The sequence below is a fragment of the Novosphingobium sp. 32-60-15 genome (assembly GCF_002280675.1).
Taxonomy (GTDB): Bacteria; Pseudomonadota; Alphaproteobacteria; order Sphingomonadales; family Sphingomonadaceae; genus Novosphingobium.
Genome location: NZ_NCEN01000003.1, coordinates 145401 through 165007, shown reverse-complemented (window position 1 = coordinate 165007; position 19607 = coordinate 145401). Strand labels below are relative to the sequence as shown.

The 19607-nt window shown below is 58.7% G+C and carries 17 protein-coding genes; 9 read left to right on the top strand and 8 right to left on the bottom strand.

What is annotated here, in order from left to right; all coding sequences use genetic code 11:
• Window positions 1-9: 9 nt before the first annotated feature.
• The 3 genes from B7Y89_RS03655 to B7Y89_RS03645 are packed head-to-tail and all read right to left on the bottom strand — an operon-like array spanning window position 10 to window position 1786.
• A complete protein-coding gene (locus B7Y89_RS03655; RefSeq protein ID WP_292935838.1) occupies window positions 10-420 on the bottom strand; it encodes a DUF6691 family protein in 411 nt (136 codons plus the stop codon).
• The gene (locus tag B7Y89_RS03650; protein WP_292935836.1) at window positions 420-860 is read right to left on the bottom strand and encodes a YeeE/YedE thiosulfate transporter family protein; all 441 of its coding nucleotides are present in this window, start codon (window positions 858-860) and stop codon (window positions 420-422) included. The genes B7Y89_RS03655 and B7Y89_RS03650 overlap by 1 nt, the downstream gene beginning before the upstream one ends.
• Window positions 857-1786 (bottom strand): MBL fold metallo-hydrolase, encoded by a 930-nt coding sequence (locus B7Y89_RS03645; protein WP_292935834.1) that lies wholly within the window; start codon window positions 1784-1786, stop codon window positions 857-859. The genes B7Y89_RS03650 and B7Y89_RS03645 overlap by 4 nt, the downstream gene beginning before the upstream one ends.
• Before the next feature lie 107 nt (window positions 1787-1893).
• On the opposite strand from B7Y89_RS03645, the gene B7Y89_RS03640 reads away from it, so the two are divergent.
• Both B7Y89_RS03640 and B7Y89_RS03635 read left to right on the top strand, forming a co-directional pair.
• Entirely contained in the window at window positions 1894-2523 is a 630-nt protein-coding gene (locus tag B7Y89_RS03640; RefSeq protein ID WP_292935832.1) for a peroxiredoxin, read from the top strand.
• Window positions 2520-2906, top strand: coding sequence for a metalloregulator ArsR/SmtB family transcription factor (locus tag B7Y89_RS03635; protein ID WP_292935830.1), 387 nt, complete (start codon window positions 2520-2522; stop codon window positions 2904-2906). Before B7Y89_RS03640 ends, B7Y89_RS03635 begins: the two co-directional genes overlap by 4 nt.
• A 9-nt stretch (window positions 2907-2915) precedes the next feature.
• Here the strand turns inward: B7Y89_RS03635 and B7Y89_RS03630 are convergent, their stop codons facing one another.
• Window positions 2916-3671 carry a DUF1499 domain-containing protein gene (locus tag B7Y89_RS03630; RefSeq protein WP_292935828.1) on the bottom strand — a complete coding sequence of 252 codons (756 nt, stop codon included), beginning with the start codon at window positions 3669-3671 and terminating at the stop codon, window positions 2916-2918.
• 133 nt (window positions 3672-3804) lie between these two features.
• Between B7Y89_RS03630 and B7Y89_RS03625 the strand changes: the two genes are divergently transcribed.
• The 5 genes from B7Y89_RS03625 to B7Y89_RS03605 all read left to right on the top strand — a co-directional run bounded on the left by B7Y89_RS03625 (window position 3805) and on the right by B7Y89_RS03605 (window position 12132).
• Window positions 3805-4917, top strand: coding sequence for an FAD-dependent oxidoreductase (locus B7Y89_RS03625; RefSeq protein ID WP_292935826.1), 1113 nt, complete (start codon window positions 3805-3807; stop codon window positions 4915-4917).
• A gap of 78 nt (window positions 4918-4995) precedes the next feature.
• Window positions 4996-7146, top strand: a complete 2151-nt coding sequence (locus B7Y89_RS03620; protein WP_292935824.1) for a bifunctional TVP38/TMEM64 family protein/FAD-dependent oxidoreductase — start codon at window positions 4996-4998, stop codon at window positions 7144-7146.
• Between the two features lie 76 nt (window positions 7147-7222).
• The gene (locus B7Y89_RS03615; RefSeq protein WP_292935822.1) at window positions 7223-10228 is read left to right on the top strand and encodes a TonB-dependent receptor; all 3006 of its coding nucleotides are present in this window, start codon (window positions 7223-7225) and stop codon (window positions 10226-10228) included.
• A gap of 15 nt (window positions 10229-10243) precedes the next feature.
• Complete coding sequence (locus B7Y89_RS03610) at window positions 10244-11530, top strand: nucleoside transporter C-terminal domain-containing protein (protein ID WP_292935820.1); 1287 nt, start codon at window positions 10244-10246, stop codon at window positions 11528-11530.
• Window positions 11530-12132, top strand: coding sequence for a CDP-alcohol phosphatidyltransferase family protein (locus B7Y89_RS03605; protein ID WP_292935818.1), 603 nt, complete (start codon window positions 11530-11532; stop codon window positions 12130-12132). Before B7Y89_RS03610 ends, B7Y89_RS03605 begins: the two co-directional genes overlap by 1 nt.
• 14 nt (window positions 12133-12146) lie before the next feature.
• Here B7Y89_RS03605 and B7Y89_RS03600 read toward each other — a convergent pair whose 3' ends face one another.
• The 3 genes from B7Y89_RS03600 to B7Y89_RS03590 all read right to left on the bottom strand — a co-directional run bounded on the left by B7Y89_RS03600 (window position 12147) and on the right by B7Y89_RS03590 (window position 14884).
• Window positions 12147-12335 carry a hypothetical protein gene (locus tag B7Y89_RS03600; protein WP_292935816.1) on the bottom strand — a complete coding sequence of 63 codons (189 nt, stop codon included), beginning with the start codon at window positions 12333-12335 and terminating at the stop codon, window positions 12147-12149.
• A 127-nt stretch (window positions 12336-12462) separates the two neighbouring features.
• Window positions 12463-12744 (bottom strand): hypothetical protein, encoded by a 282-nt coding sequence (locus B7Y89_RS03595; RefSeq protein WP_292935814.1) that lies wholly within the window; start codon window positions 12742-12744, stop codon window positions 12463-12465.
• A 1-nt stretch (window position 12745) separates the two neighbouring features.
• Window positions 12746-14884 (bottom strand): molybdopterin-dependent oxidoreductase, encoded by a 2139-nt coding sequence (locus B7Y89_RS03590; RefSeq protein WP_292935813.1) that lies wholly within the window; start codon window positions 14882-14884, stop codon window positions 12746-12748.
• 376 nt (window positions 14885-15260) lie between these two features.
• Between B7Y89_RS03590 and rlmJ the strand changes: the two genes are divergently transcribed.
• Window positions 15261-16091, top strand: a complete 831-nt coding sequence (rlmJ, locus tag B7Y89_RS03585) for a 23S rRNA (adenine(2030)-N(6))-methyltransferase RlmJ (protein ID WP_292935812.1) — start codon at window positions 15261-15263, stop codon at window positions 16089-16091.
• 65 nt (window positions 16092-16156) lie between these two features.
• Here the strand turns inward: rlmJ and B7Y89_RS03580 are convergent, their stop codons facing one another.
• A complete protein-coding gene (locus tag B7Y89_RS03580; protein WP_292935810.1) occupies window positions 16157-16477 on the bottom strand; it encodes a hypothetical protein in 321 nt (106 codons plus the stop codon).
• Window positions 16478-16955: 478 nt separating this feature from the next.
• Here B7Y89_RS03580 and B7Y89_RS03575 point away from each other — a divergent pair, with 478 nt between their 5' ends.
• On the top strand, window positions 16956-19559 hold the full coding sequence (locus tag B7Y89_RS03575; protein ID WP_292935808.1) for a TonB-dependent receptor: 2604 nt from the start codon (window positions 16956-16958) through the stop codon (window positions 19557-19559).
• Window positions 19560-19607: the final 48 nt, after the last annotated feature.

Below are 19607 nucleotides of genomic sequence, written 5' to 3'. Positions count from 1 at the left end.
CTCTCAGGATTAATTCAAAGGAAAGGCGCGCTGCACCAGCATGCCTGCAAACATCGCAAGCACGAATGGCAGAACCGCCAGCGGTGCAATGGCCAGATCGGCCAGCGCAGGACCGGGGCAAAGGCCAGCAATGCCCCAACCCATGCCGAAAAGGACCGCGCCAATCGCCAACGGGCGGTCAAGGTTTGTCGTGCCGGGCAGTTCGAAGCTGGGGGCAGCAAGGGGTGTGGAAAGCTTGCGCTTGATGATCCATGCGATCGCCATCGGGATGATGGCGCCACCCATGACAAAAGCCAGCGTCGGGTCCCAATTGCCGAACACATCCAGGAAAGCTTGCACGCGCACGGGATCAGCCATGCCCGACCATCCAAGACCAGCGCCGAACAACAGGCCGGATACAAGAGCGACCAAAATCTGCATTACAAAAGCCCCCCTGCCCGTAGCAATCCGACGGTGGCAAAACCGCTTGCCATGAAAAGAGCCGTTGCCAGCATGGATCGGGGCGACAGCCGCGATAAACCGCAAACGCCGTGGCCACTTGTGCAGCCCGAACCGAGCCGCGTCCCGAAGCCGACGAGCAATCCGCCGATGACAAGCGGCCAGATTGAAGGCGGAAACCGGGCTTCTATGCCGCCGGTCATAAGCGCGATGATGAGCGCGCCCAGTGGAAGCCCCAGCACGAATGCTATGGCAACTCCGCGCGGGGCCCCTGCCCCTGTGATACCGGTAGCGCGCGCAGCAAGGCCGCTGACCCCGGCGATCCGCCCGAGGCCGAGCAGCATAACCGCCGCCGCCAGCCCAATCAGGAGACCGCCTGCAAGGCCCTGCAACGGCATGGCGTTTGGATAGGCTGCGATCATACGGCGTTCACCGGAATCTTGAGGTACGTGACGCCGTTCTCCTCGGCAGGAGGCAGATGGCCTGCGCGCATGTTGACCTGCACCGAAGGCAGGATCAGGCGCGGCATATCAAGCTTTGCATCGCGCGCTTCGCGCATGGCGACAAAGGCGTCTTCGGTCTGGCCATCATGAATGTGGATGTTGGCTTTCCGTTCAGCTTCTACAGTGGTTTCCCAAACATATTCCGTGCGCCCTGCAGGCAGGTAATCGTGGCACATGAACAGCCGCGTTTCGGGCGGCAGCGACAAGATGCGCCGTGCCGATTGATACAGGACCCGGGCATTGCCGCCGGGAAAGTCTGCGCGCGCCGTGCCGTAATCAGGCATAAACATGGTATCACCGACGAACACCGCGTCACCAATGACATAAGCGATGCAGGCAGGCGTGTGGCCGGGAACGTGCAAGACCGTAACGCTCAGGCCACCAATGGCGAACTGATCGCCGTCTTTCCACAACTGGTCAAAATCCGAACCATCGCGCTGGAAATCGGTGCCCGCATTGAACAGTTTGCCAAAGACATTCTGGACCGTGACGATGTGTTCCCCGATGGCAATTTTGCCGCCCAGCTTTCGCTGCAAATAGGGCGCCGCTGACAAGTGATCGGCATGGGCGTGGGTTTCAAGCAGCCAGTCAACGGCAAGCTCCTTCTCTTCGACATAGGCAATAACGGCATCTGCCGAAGAGAAGGAGGTGCGACCCGAAGCTGGATCAAAGTCCAGGACGCTGTCGATAATAGCGGCGCGTCTGCTTTCGGAATCGTGGACAACGTAAGTGACCGTGAAAGTCGCCTGATCAAAGAATGCCTTGATAACCGGCACGCCCATATGCGCGGCCGCAACCTGCGCATTGGCTCTGGCAAGAGCGATGTCGGATGGTGAGTCGGTCATAAAAATCTCCATCGAAATCATATTTACATAAACTGTGTAATCAAATAATAGAGTTGTGTCAAACACCTCTTTTAAGCATGGCGAGTGGCGCCGACACGGAAGGAACTATGACCGAAGCCCCCAATGCCATCACATCGCGGATGATCCGGATCGGCGATCTCGCGCCAGATTTCATCGCCCGCACGACCAAGGGCGAATTCAAGCTTTCATCCTATCGCGGACGGTGGCTGATTTTCTTTGCCCATCCGGCTGATTTTACACCGGTCTGCACGACGGAATTCATTGGCCTTGCCAGACTTAAGGCTGAATTTGCCGCAGCGGACTGCGCTTTGCTCGGCCTTTCGGTTGATAGCCTCTATGCGCATCTGGCTTGGGTCCGCGCGATCGAGCAGCAGTTTGGCGTGTCGATTGATTTCCCGATCATCGAAGATCCCAGCATGGTCATAGGCCATGCTTATGGCATGATTGATACAGCCAGCACGGATGCGATGGCGATGCGATCAGCCTACTTCATTGATCCGTTGGGCATCGTTCGCGCGGTCACGTGCTATCCGCCCAACGTCGGGCGTTCGGCAGATGAAATGCTGCGGCTTATCATGGCACTTCAGGCCGTGGACGATGGCAAAGGTTTTGCGCCAGAAGGTTGGCAACCCGGAGCACCGCTGCTCGCGCCGCCGCCCGGCGGTAGCGAAGATGTGGCAGAAGGAGCAGACTGGTTCTGCCGCACCCTGCCATGAGCGCGATCTTCGAAAGCCGTGAACTGGCAGCCGAAGTTGCCGAAAAGCTGCGCGTTTATGCCCAGCCGCAGCGCTTGATGATCTTGAGTTGCCTGCTGCGCGGCGAACGGACGGTGGCAGAAATCGGCGAGATTACCGAAATCACGCAACCTGCGCTTAGCCAGCAGCTTGCCGAATTGCGCCGGGCCGATCTTGTCAGCACCCGCAAAGAGGCCAAGCAGGTGTGGTATAGTCTAGCCAGTGATAGTGTGGACTTGTGCGTTCACACGATGGAGGCCATTTTTTGCGGGGGCCAGCACAAGCTGGCACTGCCGACGATGTCGCCATCTACTCCCGTGGAAAAATCGCTCGTCGGCGTAGCGGCGTTTGCCAAAGTTGTGTGACGTGCTGGATCAGGCCTTGGCCAAAGCCTGCAAAAAGTCCTGAATGCGGCGGGCGTTGACGCCCAGATCGCCCACGCCGACGCGGCTGACCGAACGCATGTCGACTTTTGATTTAAGGCCGCCTGCTTCAGGCGTGATACGCAGCACAACGTCATCCTGAAAGCGGATGAAGGAAACGCTTGCTGTCGCCTCCAGATGGCCCCGCGCCGGATCGCTTTTCACAATCGTCCAGCCAGCTTCGCGGGCAAGCTGTTCTGCCTTTGCCGTAACATCAGCAACAGGCTGTCCGATGATGACCGGTTGCAGTTTGCCATAGGCCTGCGCGTGGATCGTGCGCCAGTTCTCAACGGTGTCCACGCCGACAAGATTGTCTTCCCGCAGCGTAAGCGTTTCAAATTGCGGCGGATTGGCAAGGTCGGTGGTCAAATCATGCAACGGCGGCGCGTCGCCTGCAGCCATTGGCCGGGTTGCCAGAAAACCAGCATAGAGCGCAGCCACAGCCATGGCCCCAATCAAACCCTTCCTGGCCGAAAGCGGAACCTGCCTGCCGCGCCACAAAGCAACGAGGCTGACCAGCAAGCCGACCAACGCCAACAATCCCCCCAGCATAAACGCCGAGAAGCCGAGCATTTTACCAATCATGTCATAGCGGGCGAGCGTCAAACCGAGCGCACCCAATATGATCGCGGCGATGATTAGTCCGACAGCCCAGCGTGAAACACGCGCGCCGCGAATTGCAGGGGGTTTTTCTGGTATTGCTGTCATGGCCGAATCCTCAACCCCTGTGATTATCTTGGCACAATACATCGGACACGATTGGTAACGACGTCAACCGGCTTGGCATGTCTTTAGAGCCAGACTCGCACAGCCGGGCGTTTAGTGCCATTTGCAGTGTCAGATGACAGAGCGGATTATCCTAGCTGGCGGAGGCCATGCGCACCTTTCTGTCCTTGCAGATTGGGCAAGGCGCCCGCTTCCGCAGACAAAGCGCTGGCTGGTGACCTCTTCTCGCTACACCGCCTATTCCGGAATGCTGCCGGGCTGGTTGGCTGGCAATTATCAAGCATCTGACCTGATGATCGATCTTGAACCGCTGGCCAGGAAGGCAAGCACCAAGCTGGTCATCGCAGATATTGTCGGCATCGACGCAGATGCGCGCACAATGCATTTGTCATCGGGCGAATGCATGACCTTTGACTTGGCTTCGCTCGCGACTGGTGGCGAGACCAATTTGACACAGCTTTTGGCGCTTGGTGACAAGCTGTTGCCGGTAAAGCCGGTGGACGAGTTTGTGGCGAAATGGTCAGCCTTTGCCACGCAAGCGCAGCAGCGCGGCACGGCGGACGTTGTGGTGGTTGGTGGCGGGGCTGCAGGCGTGGAATTGGCTTTTGGCATAGACGCTGCCCTGCGCCGTTGCGCGGTTCGGGCCATAGTATCGTTGGTCAGTCCGCAGGAAAGTTTTCTTGCAGGACACGCTGACAAAGTGCGCGCTCTGGTCACAACCGCCATCAGCCAGCGAAACATCAACGTGCATTTTGCACAAGGTACGGGAACCGCAGAGGGACTTAGCCTGTCAAACGGGGCATTTTTGCGCGCCGATTGCGTCGTAGCGGCAACTGGCAGCCGTGCGCAGACTTGGCTTGCCCAGTCGGGTCTTGCCTGCACCGCGAACGGCTTCGTTCAAGTTGGCGCAGACTTACGCAGCATTTCCCACCCCTACATCCTTGCAGCAGGCGATGTGATTGAACGGACTGACCGCAAAGTTGAGCACTCCGGCGTTCATGCCGTCAAGGCGGGGCCTGTCCTTGCTGCAAACATCCGGGCGAGCGTCGAGGGCAAGGGCGATGACACATATACACCGCGACGCTGGACGCTTTACCTGCTTGCCCATGGCAAACGGCAAGCCATCCTGTCATGGGGGCCGTTCGTGACCGCTGGCAAATGGGTATGGCGGCTTAAAGACCGGATCGACCGGGGCTTCGTGCGGCGGTATACGGCCGAAGATGCCTGACAGGCTTGAATATCTCCATGATTGCCGAGCAAACAATCGAACCGTGAAATCGGGCGTGCCCAACGAAAGAGACCGCAAGTGAAGCGCATCGTTATCGGCATTTTGTTTGTTTTGGCCATTGCCGCATGGTTCCTGTTCGATCTCGGGCAATACCTGACGCTGGATAGCCTCAAGGCGCAACAACAGCAGTTGGACGCATTCTATCAGGCAAAGCCGCTGGTGGTGATTGCTGCTTTCTTCGTTGGCTATGTCACGCTCACGGCGTTTTCAGTGCCAGGGGCCGCCATAATGACACTGGCTGCGGGCGCATTGTTCGGTGTTTTCACCGGCACAGTGCTTGTATCGTTTGCGTCAAGCATTGGCGCCACGTTGGCATTCCTGGCCTCTCGCTATGTGCTGCGTGACGGGGTGCAGGCACGGTTCGGGGGCCGGTTAAAGCCTGTCAACGAGGGGATCGCGCGGGACGGAGCGTTCTATCTTTTCTCGTTACGCTTGGTGCCGGTGTTTCCGTTTTTTGCGGTAAACTTGCTCATGGGTCTGACCCCGATCCGCACATGGACGTTCTATTGGGTCAGCCAAGTCGGCATGCTGCTGGGCACGGTGGTTTACGTCAATGCCGGGACGCAACTTGCGCAGATCAAAAGCCTTGGCGACATTGCCTCTGCCGGCCTGATCGGCTCGTTCGTGGCTTTGGCGGCGCTGCCGTGGATTGCGCGCTGGATTATGGGACTGGTCCGCGCCCGCCGCATCTATGCCCGGTGGACGCGCCCTCGCCGTTTTGACCGCAATATGGTGGTGATCGGTGCAGGCGCTGCGGGCCTCGTTTCATCCTACATCGCGGCCACGGTCAAAGCGCGGGTGACGCTGGTCGAAGCCAACAAGATGGGCGGCGATTGCCTGAATTATGGCTGCGTTCCATCGAAAGCGCTGATCAAGAGCGCCAAGATTGCGCACGCCATGCGCCATGCCGATGACTATGGGCTGGAGGCCACCACGCCGCACTTCAGCTTTCGCAAAGTGATGGCGCGCGTCCATGCCATTATCGCCGCAATCGAACCCCATGACAGTGTGGAGCGATATACCGGGCTGGGCGTCGATGTGGCCAAAGGTTATGCCACGATCATCGATCCCTGGACGGTCGAGATTGCCCGTGATGATGGCAAGGTTGAGCGTTTGACCACACGATCCATCGTGATTGCAGCGGGCGCAGAACCGGTGGTCCCGGCACTGCCCGGACTTGAAGACAGCGGATATCTGACGAGCGATACGCTGTGGGAGCGTTTTGCCGAGTTGGATCAAATGCCGCGCCGGATCGTCGTGCTGGGCGGCGGACCGATCGGTTGCGAGCTTTCTCAAGCCTTCGCCCGGCTTGGTGCGCAAGTGTCCCAGGTGGAACAAGGCGCACGTGTTCTCGGGCGCGAGGATGACGACGTTTCAGAACTGGCGCGCGCGGCCCTGACCGCTTCGGGCGTTACAGTCCTGACCGGCCACGAAGCCTTGCGCATCGAACGCCGGGACGATGAGCGCGTCATTGTTTTGCGAAGCGATGGCGGCGAAATTGAAATGGGTTTCGACGCATTGATTGTGGCTGTGGGCCGCAAGCCGCGCCTGACGGGCTATGGGTTGGAAGACCTTGGCATAGAGACGGACCGGACGGTCGTGACTGACGAATATCTGGCCACGATCTACCCTAATATCTTTGCGGCCGGTGACATTGCCGGGCCGTACCAACTCACCCACGTGGCCGCGCATCAGGCTTGGTACGCCAGCGTCAACGCGCTGTTCGGGCAATTTCGCAAGTTCAAGGCCGATTACCGCGTAATTCCGCAGGCCACGTTCATCGATCCCGAAGTGGCGCGTGTGGGCATCAATGAACGGGAAGCGCGCGAACAGGGCATTGCCCACGAAGTAACTTTCTATCCCATGCACGAACTCGACAGGGCTATTGCTGAAAGCGCGACGCAGGGCTTTGTCAAAGTGCTGACCCCACCGGGCAAAGATCGCATTCTTGGCGTGACGATTGTGGGCGAACATGCCGGGGAATTGCTGGTCGAATATGTGCTGGCGATGAAATACGGGCTTGGCTTGGGCAAGATCCTTGGCACGATCCATACCTACCCGACGATGGCCGAAGCCAACAAATATGCGGCGGGCGAATGGAAGAAGAAGCACGCGCCGCAAACTTTGCTAAAGCTGGTCGAGCGCTACCACACTTGGCGACGCGGCTAGAGCCAGACAAACCACCATTCCGCTGGACCGGAGAATTTCCTTGCGCCCTACACGCCTGCTTTTTTCTGCCAGCCTGATGGCGGCCCTTACCACCGCAGTTCCAGCCTGGGCCCAACAAGCCGGTATTCAAATTGCCCTTGTCGATGCAGAAGGCGGCGCGCCTGTGGCCAATGCCGAAATCAGGATTGATAACGCCGACATCGGATTTGCCCGCGTCTTGCGATCTGATGCGCAAGGCTTTGTCCGCATCGAAGGACTGACCACAGCCGGAACTTACCAGATCACCCTCCTCCCCGGCGGGCGCTATAACAGCGATGGCGAAGCGTCCGTCACGCTACGCGCAAACTTTACCAGCAGCGTGACTTTGCGCCTGCTCCCCGCCAGCGGCGCAGCCATTACGGTGGCTGGCATTCGCAGCATCACCCGCCTCAACACAGTCAACGCCGAAGTTTCAGCGTCGCTTGGCCGCGAGGAACTGGCGGCATTGCCGATCGAAGGCCGCGACGTGATCGGATCACTGGTACGATTGCCCAATGTGGTGGCATCAACCGGATTCTTCCCCGAAGCCCCTTCAATTTCGATCAACGGATCGAACGGACTTGATACTAACTATCTGCTTGATGGACTGGATAACAACGAAAATTTTCTGGGGGGAATCAAGTTTCCGGTACCACTCGGTTTCACCCGCGACGTCACCGTCCTCGCCAATTCCTATTCGGTGGCTTATGGCCGCACGGCAAATGGCGTGGTCAATTACACCTCGCCATCGGGCAGCAATGGCCTCCACGGCGAAGTTTATACTTTGGTCCGGCCCGGTCGCCCGCTGGATGCAACATCACCGTTCCCGCGCCGCGACTTATCGGGCAACGCCGTTGGCGAGAGTTTTGAACGGTATCAGGCAGGCGGCAGCATTGGCGGCCCTTTGGCGCGCGACAAGACGTTCTTCTATGCCAATCTGGAATATACCCGCGACCGCAACGTGCAGGTAGTGGATGCACCGGCCCTCGGCGCTGTCGATACCGTTACCGGCAACAACACGTTTGTGCTCGGCTCTGTGCGGATCGATCATCGGCTGACTGAAGATTGGACCGTAGCCCTGCGCGCGAGTGCCGGACGCGTGACGATTGACCGGCCAGGCGGCGGTCTTGGTGGTGGCAACGTGACGTTCCCTTCGGCAGGATCGGAGCAGGACCGCTTTTCAACGCTGATCGCAGCAACTGCCAGCTATTCGGGCGATGAATGGAGCTATGATGGCGCGCTGCAATTCAGCCGGTTCCGCTGGGATTATGGCCAGCCCAAGGGTGCCGCTGGCCCGCAAGTCACGATCCGCGACCCCAGCGGTCTGATCGTCGGTGTGGTCGGCCATCCCGGATATGTGTTCAACGATCTTGAAGAGACGTGGCAAACAACCCACCGCCTTCAGCGCAGATTGGGCAATCACAAGTTCACTCTTGGTACTGACCTGATCCGTTCCGATTTCGCCTTGCTGGGTGGTGGCAATCCCGATGGCAACTTCACCGTGGACCTGACCGCCAATCAATTGTCGACACTGGCTGCGCGCGGCGTTTCTTTGAGTGCGCAGGACGTGCTTTCGCTCAACCCGGCGGTGGCGAATTACACTGTAGAGCTACGGCCACAAGCCTTTGGCACCAGTCAGACCCAGATCGCCTTCTACGCAGAGGACGAATGGCAGCTTACCCCGAAGCTGACTGCCACACTGGGCCTGCGCTGGGATTATGACAGCCTGACGGGGATTGTCGCGCGGCGGGGTGGCAGCAAGGGGGGGGACTATGACAACTTTGCGCCGCGCTTTTCGCTAAACTATCGCCCCGATGCACGATCAACGCTGCGTTTTGGCGCAGGGCTGTTTACCGGCAAACTGTCCTATTCTGTGATTTCAGACGCGCTGCAGCGCAACACGACATCAGCGGGGCTGCGCACGCAATTGGGCCTGTTGCAATCACAGGGATTGATCGCGCAAGGCATCGACCTTTCCAGCGTGACATTCGACGGCAATCTGGGCGTCTCGCCTTCATGCGCCACGGTTTCTGCCTGCCCTTCTGTGGCGCAAGTGCAAGCCTTGCGTGATACCGCAACGTTGGGAGAGGCGCGGATACTCAACCCGAATGGCTACAAAAGCCCGTGGAGCCTGCAATTGAGCGGAGGGTACCAATTCCAGGCCAGCGCCACGATCACGCTTTCGGCCGATGCCATTTTCAGTCGTTCGCACAACCTGATGCGCCTGCGCGATCTGAACGCGCCTGCCACATTCACGCCCGATTTGGCCAATCTAACGCAAGCGAACATCGCCCTGTTGCGCGCACAGCCAGACAATGCTGCACGACTGGTGCTGGCCCGCACGCTTGGACTGGTGCGCACGCAGGCGGATGCTGATGCGACGCGCCCGGTTGCCCTGGTGGCGGGCGGCGCACGCCAGATCACGGTTTCAGAATCGGCGGGAAAGTCGGAATACAAGGCGCTGATCTTGCAGGCGAATAAGGCGCGCGGTGCAGATGCTTATGCCTTCCGTTTGTCCTACACGCTGTCCAGCCTGAAGAACGACACAGACGACATCAATTTCCGCGCCGCCAACGCCAATGACTTCAGCACCGAATGGGGGCCTTCTGCCAACGACCGGCGCCACGTCATATCGGCAGTGGGTTACCTCTATCCGCTTGACGGGATGACGCTCAGCCTCGCGGGGCTTTTCCAATCAGGGCAACCGGTCAACCTTGTCCCCGATGCGCGCATTTTCGGGACACAAGACCTTAACGGTGATGGCGCTTCGTTTGGAGAGAACTTCGTCGGCAATTCAGACCGTTATCCCGGCGCTTCGCGCAATGCGGCGCGCCTGCCATGGTCGGCCAGCGTTGATCTTGGCATCCGCTACGCCTTGCCCGGACTTGGCGGACTGGAATTGAGCGCTGACATTTTCAACCTGTTCAATGCCAACAACCAGTCCGGCTTTGCCAATGCCGCCACGACCTCTAATCAGGTGCAGTTCGGTGGCGGTGCGCCGTTCGTGCAGCGCAATGCTGGGCCGCCGCGCCAGTTCCAGTTTGGCGCAGCGGTGAAGTTTTAAGGGGATTTGGCACTCATGGCGATCCTGCAACAAGCCCAGGGCCTTATCGGGATCGCGGTGATCCTGGGCCTGGCGTGGGCTTTTTCGGAAGATCGCAAGGTCCTGCCGGGTTGGCGCTGGGCGGCAGGCGCGATTGCGATGCAACTTGTGCTGGCGCTGGTAATCGTGCGCGTTCCGGCGGTGTGGGGCCTTGTTGATGGCATAAACCGGGCTGTTGCAGCCATTGAGACGGCGACGCTTGCAGGATCAAGCTACATGTTCGGCTATCTTGGTGGGGCGCCCATCCCGTTTGTGCTTAAGCCGGGGGCAGCGCAGCCGATGGTTATCGCTTTCCAGATCTTGCCTTTGATCATTGTTTTCTCGGCGCTCACCGCGCTGCTGTGGCACTGGGGTGTGCTGCGGGTGGTGGTCAACGGACTTTCGTGGGCTTTGCGCAAGACGCTCGGGGTTACAGGCGTGGTCGGGTTGAATGCCGGGGCAAACATCTTTCTTGGCGTGGTAGAAGCACCGCTGATCGTGCGATCATGGTTCGCGCGGATGTCACGGGCCGATATGTTCGCGGTCATGGTCCTGTCGATGGCCAACATTTCTGGCGCGCTGCTGGTGCTTTATGCCACAACCCTTGCCCCCCAATTGCCCGATGCAGTGGGGCACATGATCGTCGCATCGTTCCTGTCATTGCCGGCTGCAATCCTGGTCGCGCGGATCATGGTGCCCGGTGTCGGCAGCGCAGAGCCTGAAGAGCCCGCTGCCGAAGTGGCATACGAGAGCACGATGGATGCGATCATCAAAGGCACGATGGACGGGGTGCAATTGGTGCTTGCAGTGATCGGCATCATCATCGTGATCTTCGCACTGGTGAACCTTGTTGATCAGATCCTTGCCGCCGCCCTGCCCTTGATCGGCATTGAGCCGATCACGGTGAAACGCAGCTTCGGGTGGTTGTTTTCGCCATTCATGTGGACATTGGGGGTCCCTTGGGCAGAAGCGGGAACGGCAGGGTCTTTGATGGGCACCAAGGCAATCCTTAACGAATATGTCGCTTACCTCGAATTTGCAGGCCTGCCCGCAGAGGCGCTTTCGGCGCGAAGCAAGCTGATCGTGACTTATGCGCTGTGCAATGTCGCCAACCTTGCCAGCGTCGGCTTGCTTGTCTCGACGATCTCGACGCTTGCGCCGGACCGGCGACGCGATGCTGTCTCGCTTGGCATGAAAAGCTGGATCGCAGGCAATCTGGCGTCGGCCATGGGTGCTGCTGTCATCGGCCTTGTCACACCCATCGCTGTCAGCGCTGCATTGTAATGTTCGATGCCCGCCTGCGCCCGTTGATCGATCCGCCGCTTAATGCCGCCGGGCGCTGGCTTGCGGAACGTGGTATCAGCGCGAATGTGATCACGCTGGCCGGATTGGTGCCCGCCCTTGTGGCCGCGATTGCCATTGCGCATGAGGCTTATGGTGTGGGCCTTGTGGCAATCGCGGTAAACCGTCTGGCTGATGGCCTCGACGGTGCGGTCGCACGGGCGCAGGGAATGACGGACCTTGGCGGCTATCTTGATATCCTTGCCGATTTCGCATTCTACGTGGCCGTACCCGTAGGCTTCGGACTGGCCAACTCGGCGAATGCAGTGCCCGCGATGCTGCTCGTCGCCAGTTTTACCCTTACCGGCATAAGCTTCTTGGCCTTTGCTACAATCGCGGGCAAGCGCGGGGAGGAAACGCAGGCGCACGGGGCCAAAAGCTTCTTCTATTCCACCGGCCTTGCCGAAGGCACGGAAACCATCGCCGTCTTCATCGCCATGTGCCTTTGGCCACAGAACTTTGCAGTAATCGCGCTCGGCTATGTTGTGCTGTGCCTGCTAACCGTCATACAACGCAGCATGATTGCGGCCAGAAACTTCAGATAAACACTTCGGGCGCACTACACCATTGCTTTGCCGACATCTTCAGGCCGTAGTGGCAAGCGCCGGACGGGCTTGCCTGTTGCGTCGATCACCGCTGCGGAAATCGCTGGTGAGGCAAGCGCAATTGCACTTTCTGACCCCTGCCCGTAATTCCCCACATCAGGATTGTTGGTAATCACAACCTTGAGTTCTGGCATCTCGGCCATGGTCAGAATGGGATAGCCGGATCAGTCGGTCGTCCTGCATGCCGGGGCCGCTTTGGGTCGCATTCTAAGCCGCACTTCGGCCTTTAGCATCAAGCGCGATGCGAATGTCTGCAACCATTGCAGAGGATTACGTCGACCATTGCATATCATCGGCGCGTAGCTCTCCGGCCACGATCTGGCGATAGGCGGTGTAAATCGTGCTCTGGCCGAAGTCGCAATTGCCGGTGCGCAGCAGCACCGTGTTGTCAGCGCAAATCTCGATCCATCCTTGAGCAACGGTAGCTGAGGGCGCCGGAGCAATTGCCGATGCCGGGCCTGCCTTGATCGCAAAGAGCGCCGTCATGGCGCCGCCAGCCGCACGAAAGCCACGACGGCTAACGCCCGTCAGCCGCGCGCCATGGATGGTCATCTCAAATGAACGGTTCAAGCCTTACCGGGATCGCCGTCATTCGTGGCATGGCATTGATCGGATCAAGATCACGGTCTGTGCTGATGAGCAGACCGGTATTGGATCCGTCTCGTTCATAGACTGTATTTTGCGGCAATGTGCCCCAGCCATGACTCATCGAAACGACCCCGCGCCGGAGGTCCGGCTCTGCAGCGACAACAGCAGGAATGCTGCCCGCGTCTGATGTGATCATGATCTTGTCGCCTGCCGAAATGCCCAGCGCGGCAATTTCGTCGGGGTGCAGATAGGCGTGGTTATAGGGCATGCGCTTGCGCACGGCGGGCACGTTGCGATGCGAACTGTTCTGCACTTCGCGCAACCGCCGCGAGGTCATCTTGTGCGTAAAGCTTTCGCCGTTGCTGGCCCAGGCGCCGGGCTGCGGGCATTCGGCATGAACCTGCGCCAGTTCAAGGACCACGTCAGCGGTGGCTATCGTGAACCGATCCATTGAGGCAGGGTCCGGCTCTTCCACGTATTGCGGATCATCGTCAAAGATATGCCCCAGTTCGTAGGATTTCATCGTCTCGAACGGTACCGGCGCATGGCGCGCGACAATGGCGAGAAGGCTGTCTGTATCCAGCGCGGCGTCCATGTCGAGCGGAACACCGTCGAATTCGAGCTTAAGCCCCAGCCGTTGCGCAAGGCCCCAATAGATATGCCAGTCCTCGGGAAGGTCGGCTCCGGTCGGTGGCGCGGCGATAGCTGGGGTATAGCGGGCATATGGCCGCGTATAGAGGCTTTCATACATGTACATCGTCAGGTCGGCGCGTTCGTACCCCATGAGCGTCGGCAAGATGTAATGCGCTAATTTGGACGTCTCGGTCATAAACGGGTCAATGTTTACCAACAGTTCGAGCGATTCAAGCGCGCGGATAGTCTTGCGCTGATCAGGCATGATGTTGGCAAGGTTGGACCCGTGGCAAATCAGCGCGCGAACCTGGCCCACGCCAGGCGCGAGTATTTCGTCGGCAAGAATGCCGCTCATCATCTCGCCCCACAGCGTTCCGTAATTGCCAATCCGGCTTTTGAAACCCTGCTCCCATGAGCGACCGATTTGCACGGCTTGCGCCCGCTTTGGTTGGCGTGAGCGCAGCACGCCGGGGTTGACCACCCGCTCGCCAGCGCGCTGAAACCGGCCGCACACGACGTTGATCGCTTCGATCAGGTGATCGGCAAGGTTTGAATGCGGTGCCATGCACACACCGGTGCCAGCCAGCGCCCCGCCACGCTTGGAATCCCGAGCGAAAAGCGCGGTGGCGCGGTGCAGGTCGGCTGCATCGATCCCGGCGCGACGTGCAACATATCGGGGCGTGAATGGTGCGACCGCTGCTTGAAGCGCATCGAGATCGGCCACATGAGTGGAGCAGAACTCTGCGTCTTGCCAGCCTTCTGCCAAAATGATGTGAAGCATGCCTGCTGCGATGGTCACATCTTCACCCGGATAGGGTTGCAGGAAAACGTCGGCGTACTTTGCAGTTTCGGTACGGCGTGGATCGATCACGATCAGTTTCAGGCCGCGCGCACGCGCCCTTTTCATCGCCTTGGTCGGGTTCGACATATCGAAATCGGTACAGGTTAGTGCAACAAGCGGGTTCGTGCCGAACATCATTCGCACATCGCTGTCGTGCAGCGGTTGGCGCGGTGCCGCCCACATCCCGATACGTCCCGCTGCGATCATGTGGGCAGACTGGTCGATGGTAAGCGTGGTGAAATTCTTGTGCGATCCCAGCGCGGTCAGGAATGCCGGAGCCATCGCCATGGCCGATGCGTTCAGCATCGCGCCCGCTCCACGAAATGCAGCGATGGCTTCTGGTCCATCGCGCGCGGCGATTTCCGCCATTTTTGCGGCAATTTCATCAAGCGCCTGTTCGATCGGAATTTGCACGTAACTTCCGTCGGGCTGGCGCTTGAGTGGATGGAGCAAGCGGTCGGGTGCATAATAGGCTCCTGCAGCCTCCAGCCCTTTGATGCAGCTATACCCTTGGTTCATCGGGTCTTCGCGGTCCCCGCGCACGCCGGTTACGTGATCGTTTTCATCCAAGGTGACCTGAGTGCCGCAAAACACCATGCAAAAACGACAAAAGGAACGGACTTCGCGCATAGTAGCCTCCCATTTCCCATCACCATGCGCTTCAAGGGTAACTGCTGTGCCTACCAACCGACAGTGCTGCATCGTTGCCTATCAGCCATTGTGGCGGCCTGCTGACCAACCGGGCAGTCGGCGGCTATTTTCAGGGTAGGATGCAACAATCTCTGGGAAAAGCAGACGCCGACATGAACATTCCCATGCATCCGAAGACTTCCGTCTAGGCCTTCGGTAGCACTCGTTAACGCGAGCTTGAGGCCTTGCGCAGAAGTGCTTTGAAGGTTTCCGCCCAACTCTATACGGGCCCCGGATTGGTCACCTTAGTCGACTCGCGCTCAGCATCCTTGCCCAGCAGTCCCATAAAGGCAGATCGTCAGGATTTTGAAGCACAATGAATTATCGCCATTCCTATCATGCTGGTAACAGCGCCGATGTCGTGAAGCACAGCCTGCTAATCACCCTCGTGCAGGCCTTGCAGCAGAAACAAAGCGCGCTGACCCTGATCGACACCCATGCCGGCTGCGGGCTTTACGACCTTCACGGCGAGGAGGCCGGGCGCACCGGTGAGTCCGCGCAGGGTGTGGTGCGGGCCTTCGCCGACACGAACCCTTTGCTGAACGACTACCGCGCCGCAGTACAGGCGGTGAATGTCGGGACCGAGCCGCGCGTCTATCCCGGCTCGCCGCGCATTCTGGCGCAGCTTTTGCGCCCGCAGGATTCCCTGATCCTGAACGAAAAGCATCCCGAGGACGCCTATGCCCTGCGCGGCGTGATGCGCGGCACCTCCGCTGCGGTGCATGAGCGCGACGCGTACGAGCTTTGGCTGGCGATGTTGCCGCCCCGCAGCCCGCGGGGCGTGGTGGTGGTCGACCCGCCGTACGAGCAGACGGACGAACGTGCCCGTATCACCGCCACCCTCGCGGCAGCTTGCCGAAAATGGGCACATGGCGTGACGATGATCTGGTATCCGCTGAAAGACCGCGCCACGCATGTTCGGTGGAAAGAGCAGTTACGTAGGCTTGGCATCCCGAAATTTCTGTGGGTGGAGCATTGGCTTTACGATGCCGATCAGCCCGCAATCTACAACGGCGCGGGCCTTTATATCGTCAACCCGCCCTACGCCTTCACGCAGGCGCTGCCGCCTCTACTGGAAGCTCTGCGTGCGGCACTGGCACCTGAGGGGCATAGAGGCGAGATCGCAGCCGATTGGTTGGGCTACTGAAATAAACCCTTATCGCCCCTTTTTCCAAAGCTGGAACTGGGGCGCTGCATGAATGCGGCCTGAGCCTAGTTGCCATCAGCATCGACCACAAAAACCACCGGCTTCCCCCGAGACGCAGGCTCCCAGCCGGCGTCTAACGCTGCCTGAATGCCCCTGATTACAATCGCGTCGCTGACCTGGAGACGACCTCGTTGCAAACCCTTCAGCAAGCGTTTCGGCGGAGGGAATTCCAACAAAGCTCCGCGCTGGGTGTGCTTGCGCAGCAAAGCGACTGTCATGCCTTTCCAGCCTTCAGACTCGCTCCACTGTGGCTCGCTCCGCAGTTCCCACTCATATTGAAACCCGCCGACGCCGACGATACCGGAAAGTTTATGGATGTTTGTCATGCTGTCATGCCTAGCACGTCTACGCCCACAAACCACGTGCCGGTTGCGGATTGGCAGGTGCCTGAACGACTATCCGCCTCGCGGCTCGCCACACCAGCTCTCAACAACTGTTTTTGCGCCTGAGACATTCGGACGCATCGGTCCGGCTGAACGGCAAATTTGTCTAATCCAGCGATCGAGACCGGAAAGGCAGCTCCCGGCCCAGCTTAATCCATCGAGCGGCGTCAGTGCGAACGACGGGTTCTGCTGGAACTTGCCAACAAAACCCATTGTCAGCTTTACGCTCTGATTTTGGTCAAATTACCTTGACCGCGGCTCGCCCAATAGCAGGCATCATTTATACGCGGCGCAATGACCTGGAGCGAGCGAAGGCAAACAAGCGTCATCACGCTGTCTCTTTAATGCAAAGCCGGTGTCATGCACTGGCGTTAGTGGCCCCTGAATCGCAGTTACATCTTGCGGATGACGGAGAATGCAAATGTTCAGATCGACATGGCTGGTTGGCGCATCATTGCTGGCTTTGATGCCACTTACGGCCATTGCGGCAGAAGATCAGGCAAGTGCAGAGGCGCCAAGTGCCGGTTCGGAAATCATCGTCACCGGTTTCCGCAAAGGCGAACTTGAATCGGTAGCTGCCAAGAAAGACAACTTCGTTGTTTCCGATCTGATCGTTTCGGATGACATCGGCCGCTTGCCCGATCAGAACACGGCAGCAGCGCTGCGCCGCATTCCCGGTATTTCGGTACAGAACGATCAGAACGAACCGCGCTTCCCATCGATCCGCGGATTGCCGCCAACCTACAATCGCACCCAAGTGAACGGCGCTATCGTTGCTACCGGTGATAATGGCGGATCACGCACGGTACCCCTCGATACAGTACCTTCGACATTTGCCCAGCGCCTTGAAGTATACAAGACCATCACACCCGAAATGGACCCCAATGCCGTGGGCGGCGCGATCAATATCGTGACGCGCAGTGCGTTCAGCCAGGAAGACTCGTTTCTTAACGCCACTGCTGCCTACACCCATCTGGAACAATCTGACGACGTGGCGAGCAAACGCGCAAGCTGGCGGATCAGTGGCCAAGGGGGCTTGCGGTTCGGGCCTGATCAGCAGTTCGGAATTGTTGCGCAGGCAAATTACTCGGTGCGCAATTACGATATTACCCAGTTTGAAAACGCCAATCCCAGCTTTCGTGAATACACTGCGGCAGGCGCGCCGGTGAACTTGGGTTCTGGTAATGGCATTCCGGTGCCAGTTCAGGAGCGTCTGTTCCTGTACAATAACGTCCGCGAACGCACCGGGGGTGCTTTGACGCTGGAATGGCAGGCCAGCCCGCAACTCTACATGCGGTTGTTCGGCACGTACAACCGCTTTAAAGACGCCGAAACACGTGACGAAAACCGGCTGGAGCCGACGGGCAACGTATCCGGCCAAACGCCAACAAGCGGCACGTTTGCAACAGGCCGCAATCTGATCAATCTCAATCTGCCGATCAGCAGCCAGAAAATATGGAACACGCAGTACAACGCGCGCTGGGATGCCAGCGATGCCCTGCGGCTGGATGTGGACGCGATCTATTCCGGCGCGGAAGGCCGCGAGATCGGCCGTGGCGAGACGTTTCGTTCAGCCGCCAATGCCGGCTTTGGCTTCAATTACGATACCTCGAAGTTTTTCTTCGATTTCAATCCACTCACATCAGTAAATCTGGGTAATCCGGCGCTTCACCCTTTCCTTAGCCGGACCGAGTCTCTCAACATCACGCGCCAGGACATTTACGAAGGACGCATCAACCTGACGTTCGAGGGCCAAAGTGGCGGGTTGGACTTCACGGTCAAAGCTGGCGGTATCTATCGCCAGATCGATCACAGCAACGATCAAAACCAGACCACATACACCCTGACTTCAGGGTCTGGCATTACATACACACTGGCCGATGCGTTTGTCCGCAAGCCATCGCAAGTGGTGGGCAACAAGGTGTTCGATCTGGCGATCGACCGCGATAAGGCTTTGGCCTTCTTCAACACCAACCGCGCCGCATTTTCCGCCGCCACCAACAACGTCAACGGTGATTTCACAGTGACGGAAAAAGTCTATGGCGGTTTCGTCCAAGGCCTTGTTAAAGCAGGCGATGTCGAAGTGCTGGGCGGTGTCCGTTATGAACGGACTGATGTTGCGTCGGGCTCGGTCAGAGTGGCAGGCGGCATAACCACGCCATCTGTTACAGCAGGTGGATTTGGCAACTTTCTGCCGAGCGTCCATTTGCGCTGGAATGCCGCTCCTGATCTTGTCCTTCGCGCTGCATGGACGAACACGATCGGTCGCGCCAATTTCGGTGACGTGACCGCACGGGAAACGCTTAACATAGTGACCGGAGCGTTACCGACGCTGTCCCGCGGAAATCCCGATCTTAAACCGCGTCGTTCAATGGGGCTTGATGCTTCTGCCGAATATTACAGCGACAATGGCGGCCTTGTCTCGCTCGGTATCTTTTACAAGGACATCAAGGACGAGATTTTCAGCGTGACATCGATCGAAAGGATCGATCTTGGGCTGGGCCGCGGGATTGAAGACGTTCAGGTAACACGGCCTGACAATGCACAATCCGCTACCCTGTTCGGTATCGAAGCGGCCGTGCAGCAGTCTCTCAATTTTCTGCCAAAGCCGCTTGACGGTTTCGGCGTCAACCTGAACGCCACTTACGTCAAGAGCAAGCTTGACGTCCTGACCACCAACGGGCCGCGCCGTCTAGGCTTTTTCCTCCAACCAGAGTGGGCTGCCAATGCTACAGTTTTCTACGAAAATGGCCCGTTCGAAGCACGCCTTGCCTATAACTACACAGGCGACTTTCTGGAAACCATCAACCAGACCATTCCGGGCGCTGACCAGTTCTGGCGCTGGCGCGGCACAATGGATGCGCAGATCCGCTATCGCGTAACTCCCAAGATCGAAGTGTTCGTCGAGGGCGAGAATCTGACCAACAGTGGCCGTATCGAGTTGACGGGACCAAACCGGGACCTCCTTCAGGAATCAGCGCGGTTTGGCAGGGCCTTCAGCGTTGGCGCGTCGGTGGTGATGTGATGCAGCGTATTATACTAGCCTTGCTGGCTCTGATACCTTCGCAGATCT